Consider the following 4755-nt stretch of genomic DNA (forward strand, 5'->3'; position numbering starts at 1 on the left):
GCTGCGGGTGGTGGTGAAGTGGCGGCTGGCGGCGCTGCTGGGGCGGGGAGGGCGGCGCGCATGAGCACGGGCTTCGCGGAGGAAGGTGTTCCCCGGCATCGCGAGGGCGTCTCCGGCCAGCGGTTCGGCGCGGACTTCATCGTGCTGGACGCGGAGGGGCGCACGCTGCGCGGGTTGAACGCGACGGCGATCCGGGTGTGGCAGCTCTGCGATGGCCAGCGCACCGCGCGCGCCGTGGCGGAGCAGGTGGCCCGGGAGTATTCCATGGATGCGCGGCAGGTCCTCACGGATACGCTGCGCTTCCTGACGGACCTGGCCCGGCTGGGCCTCATCGAAGAGCTTCAGGAGGAACGGTGATGCGAGCGCGTATGGCGTTGCTCGCGGCGGCGCTGCTGCTGTCCGCGTGCAAGGAGGGGAAGGCGCCGGAGTCCGAAGTACCGGTGGACGGTCCGTCCACAGACCCTGTTTCTCCCACGGACATCCTGGGCGACGCGCACGGGACGCCCCGTCCCGAGGAGCTGGTGGCCGCGCCCGCGCCCGTGACGGGCAGTGCCGTCGTGGTGGGCCTGGAGGCGGGGGCCCGCGGGCTCGCGTCGGTGGCGCAGGTGGACGTGGACCTGACGGTGTCCGGCGTGCGTGGACGCGGAACGGTGGAGGTGGAGTTCGTGCCTCCCTCCGGCCTTCCCTACGAGCGGCGCTCCACGGTGGTGGAGGCGGAGCCCGCCATGTCGCGCACGCTGCGCTTCAGCCTGCCGGTGGCCGGGACCACCGTGGCCACCTCCGGCATGAGCGGGACGTGGCAGGCGCGCTTCTTCCTCGACGGCGCGCCGCTGACCACGGCCGCCTTCACCCTGGAGCCGTGACGTGAGGCCCGCCGCCATGAATCCCTTCAACGCCCGCCTCGCGGTGCTGCTGGCCTTCCTGGTGCCGGTGGTCGCGGGGGCGCAGTCCACCACCCGTGCCTGGCTCATCAACACCATCCCCCAGCCGGGCGAGGCCCAGGCGACCGTGGTGATGGACGAGGCCTCCGAGCTGACCGTCGAGGTGCGCAACAACACCCGGCTCACCTCGCCCCAGTACCAGACCATCACCGACATCACGTTCACGCTGCCCACCGGCTACGTGCCGCTGCGGTCCTCGGCGCCCCCGGAATGGGCGGTGGACTACGTCGTGGCGGGCCGGCAGATCACCTTCTCGCGGACCGTCAACTGCCAGGGGACCGCCGACGGCCTGGACACGGGGGAGGTCGCGACCTTCGTCCTCCGGATGATTCCGCTCGCCTCCGCCGCGGACCGGAACATCGAGCAGTTCGCGACGGGCACCGTCGCCCGGAACCAGTGCACGGGCCAGACGTTCGCCACCACCCTGAACGCGGCTGTCGCGCAGTGGAAGCGGGTGGGCCTGTCCTCGTCCTTCGCGATGCGGCCGCGCGTGCTGGGCGTCAATGGGCAGACCTCGGCCCGCATCGTCGTCGAGAACCGCTCCACCGCCGCGCAGACCGGCATCACCGCGACGGCGCCGACCACGAGCCCCGGCGGCGTCTCGTTCACCGTGCTGGGCACGGAGCCCACGCCGTTCCAGGTGGACCTGACCACGAGGACCGCGGGCGTCTTCGCGGTGCGCGCGCAGGCCACCACCACGGGCGCCTCGGTGGCGCAGATTCGCGGCACCAATGCCGCGGGAACCGTCACCTCGCCCCTGACGGGCGCGGCGATGGTGAACGTGGGGCCGCTCGCCGCCGCCGTGGACCTGGACACCCTGGAGGCCTTCTCCAGTGACACGGTCCGGGTGCGGATGACGGTGACCAACACGTCCACCACCGACACCTTCACGAACGTGCGGCCCCAGACGCTGGAGGGGCAGGGCTCCGCCACGCTCACGTCCCTGTCCGGTCCCACGCCGGCCAGCGTCAGCCGGCTCGGGCCCGGGGCTTCGGCCCACTTCATCTGGACCTATCGTGTCACCGGTGCCGCTGGGGCGAACTACGGCTTCCGGGCCCGTGCGGATGCGACCCGCGGCGGGACGGCCCTGACCGGTGACCTCGTGGAGTCACCGCGTGGCCGCCTGGTGGAGCACCGCGTGCGGGTCAGCCCCGAGGTCGTGGCGGTCGGCACCACGAACCAGCGCCTCGTCTACACCGTGCAGAACCGCGGCCCGCGGCCCATCCTCGAGGTCCGCCTGCTGCGGCCCACGGCCAACTACTTCGCCCAGCCGGCCAGCCCCGTGTCGCCGACCGGGTGGACGGTGATTCGCAACGACGCCACCGGCATCACCTGGCAGGCCGATGCGACGGGCATCCCGCCGGGCGGGGAGCTGTCGTTCTCGGCGCTGTATGCGAGCTTCGGCGCCGTCACCGGGCCGACCACGTTCCGCCACCGGTTCCACGTCGTGGACGACTACGACGGTCCGCCGATGCGCCTCGACGCGCCCGTGACGATTCTCGCCGGCACCGCGCCGGACGCGGAGCGCCTCACCGCCGTGGCTCGCGACGCCAGCGTGACGCTGACCTGGGACAACCCGGTGCAGCACAACGGCGTGCTGGTGCTGCGCGCGGAAGGCGCGAACCCGAACACGGCGCCCGTGCAGGGCCGGGCCTATGCCGTGGGCGAGACCGTGGGCAACGCTCGCGTCGTCTACGCGGACGAGTTCAGCCCGGTCTCCACCTTCACGGACACCACCGTCACCAACGGAGTCACGTATCGCTACCGCGTGTACAACATGGATGACCTGCGCTGGTACTCGGCGGGCAACCAGCCCACGGCTTCGACGGCGCTCATCGCCACGCCGCGGGCGCGCCTGAGCGGCGAGCCGCTGTGGTGCTACTCGGTGGGCCTGGACGCGCGCCTGCAGCCCATCACCGAGGCGGGCGTGGGCATCTTCAGCTCGTTCAACAGCTCGGTGGTGGCGAACCTCACGCAGGTGAGCAACCCGTCCCAGGACGGCGCCGAGCGCTGGCGCCCGCTGCCCCTGTCGGGCCTCATCGGCAGCCGCTTCCCGGTGGTGCCGCTGCGCGGGCTGCCCGGCCAGTACATCCTGGTGGGTGACCAGGGTGGCGTCGCCTACGCCATCAGCGCCAGCTCCGGCGAGGTGCTGTGGCGCTGGGACAACGGTGGCAACCCCATTGGCACCATCCAGTCGTTCCCCGTCACGCAGCTCCATGACTTCGCCAACGCGGCCTATCAGGCGGCGCACCCCGGCCGCGACCTGGTGTTCTTCGCCACGCGGCTGGCGAACCCCGCGCAGAACCGCGTGGTGGCGCTGAACGCCGCCACGGGCGCGCTGGTGTGGACGTACCAGCCCGGCGACCTGGGGATGATCAGCGGCGGCATGGTGGTGGACTACGCCAACAACCGCCTGTTCCTCGGCACGCGGAGCCATGCGGGCTCCCAGGACACGCTGCGCGTCCTCAACACGCTGGCCACGGGCCCCGCCGCGCAGGAAGTCGCCCGGCTGCCGGTGGGTGACGTCGACCTGAGCCTGGTGCGCAACGCGGTGACCAACCTCATCCTCGCGAGCGCCAACGACGGCACCGTCCACGCGGTGAACGCGACCACGCTGCAGCCGGCGTGGAGCATCCCCGTCGCCACCCCGCCGGCGCCGAACACGCCCGCGTTCACCAGCTTCGTCCGCCCGCAGGGCGCGGGCTTCCTGGCCAGCCTCGCCTCGGGCCAGGTGCAGTTCTGGGACACGACCTCCGCCAGCATCACGCCGACCCTCAAGTGGAGCACGCCCATCGCGGACCCGTCCGGTGCGTTCTCCTTCAACCGAGGCGGCGTGGCCCGCGTCTACGTGGGCAGCTCGGATGGTCAGGTGCACCAGCTCGAGCTGATTGGCGGCACCGACTCTGGCCGGGTCTCGATGGGCGGCGCGCAGCTCATCGGGACTCCGACGATTGACACCCCGACGAGCCGCCTGCACGTGGGCTCGCAGGACGGCCGCATCTGCGCCTTCGCCGTCCCCTTCCTGTGAGAAAGGACCCTTCCATCATGTCGCACCGGTCCGAAGAGAAAGACCTTCCCCAGGCGACGGCCTCCACCGAGGCGCGCCCGAAGTACGAGGCTCCCGCCATCCTCTGGGAGCAGCCCTTCGTGGCACTGGCGCAGATCTCCCAGTGCGGCATCCCGGGCGAGTCGGAGGTCTGCCCCTGAGTCCTCCGGGCGCCGGCTCGTCCGGTCCCGGTGGCTCCGGCAGTCCCGATGGCCTCCCGGCGGCCACGGGACTGTCCCTGTGCATCGCCGGCTGGTCCGTGACGCTGGAGGTGGCCGACGCAGACCTGCGGGGCACGCTGCGGCGGATGTTCTCCCGGTTCGTGGTTCCCGCCGTCCCCGAGGGCGGCGAGGTGGCCCGGCTGGAAGTCATCGCGCCCGAGGTGCCCCGGCCCACGCCCACCCTGCGGGAGATTCCCCTCGCGCGGCGAGCCCCCGACGGCACGCTGCGCCTGGAGGGGGAGGACTACTCCGCGACGCTCGCGCCGGAAGGAGCGCGGGCCACGGTGGTGGGGCAGGGGCGCTTTCCCGTCGAGACGGTGCTGAAGGTGATGCTCGCGGGTGCGCTCGCGCGGCGCGGGGGCCTGCTGGTGCACGGCGTGGCCGTGGCGCACCACGGGCGGGCCGCGCTGTTCGTGGGACACTCGGGGGCGGGGAAGAGCACGCTGGGCTCGCTATGGACGGGAGCCGGTGGTGCGTTGCTTTCCGATGAGCTGGTGGCCGTGTGGCCGGAGGCGACGGGGTGGCGGGCCGCGGGGACGCCGTGGAA

4 protein-coding genes and 1 pseudogene are annotated in these 4755 nt (G+C 72.4%); all 5 read left to right on the forward strand.

Annotation, left to right across the window (positions count from 1 at the left end; genetic code table 11):
* The first annotated feature begins 60 nt into the window (after nt 1-60).
* The gene (locus HG543_RS51480) at nt 61-357 is read left to right on the forward strand and encodes a PqqD family protein (RefSeq protein WP_169352333.1); all 297 of its coding nucleotides are present in this window, start codon (nt 61-63) and stop codon (nt 355-357) included.
* On the forward strand, nt 357-863 hold the full coding sequence (locus tag HG543_RS51485) for a hypothetical protein (RefSeq protein ID WP_171818849.1): 507 nt from the start codon (nt 357-359) through the stop codon (nt 861-863). Before HG543_RS51480 ends, HG543_RS51485 begins: the two co-directional genes overlap by 1 nt.
* 16 nt (nt 864-879) lie before the next feature.
* Complete coding sequence (locus HG543_RS51490) at nt 880-3969, forward strand: outer membrane protein assembly factor BamB family protein (RefSeq protein ID WP_169352335.1); 3090 nt, start codon at nt 880-882, stop codon at nt 3967-3969.
* A gap of 17 nt (nt 3970-3986) precedes the next feature.
* Nucleotides 3987-4148 (forward strand): hypothetical protein, encoded by a 162-nt coding sequence (locus tag HG543_RS51495; protein ID WP_169352332.1) that lies wholly within the window; start codon nt 3987-3989, stop codon nt 4146-4148.
* Between the two features lie 110 nt (nt 4149-4258).
* A pseudogene (locus HG543_RS51500) lies at nt 4259-4755 on the forward strand (hypothetical protein); the annotation flags it as partial.

The sequence above is a fragment of the Pyxidicoccus fallax genome (assembly GCF_012933655.1).
GTDB lineage: Bacteria > Myxococcota > Myxococcia > Myxococcales > Myxococcaceae > Myxococcus > Myxococcus fallax.

Excerpts from the sequence above, each read along its gene's own strand:
- HG543_RS51485 (WP_171818849.1), top strand. The coding sequence starts at position 357 with ATGCGAGCGCGTATGGCGTTGCTCGCGGCGGCGCTGCTGCTGTCCGCG.
- HG543_RS51480 (WP_169352333.1), top strand. The coding sequence starts at position 61 with ATGAGCACGGGCTTCGCGGAGGAAGGTGTTCCCCGGCATCGCGAGGGC.
- HG543_RS51495 (WP_169352332.1), top strand. The coding sequence starts at position 3,987 with ATGTCGCACCGGTCCGAAGAGAAAGACCTTCCCCAGGCGACGGCCTCC.
- HG543_RS51490 (WP_169352335.1), top strand. The coding sequence starts at position 880 with ATGAATCCCTTCAACGCCCGCCTCGCGGTGCTGCTGGCCTTCCTGGTG.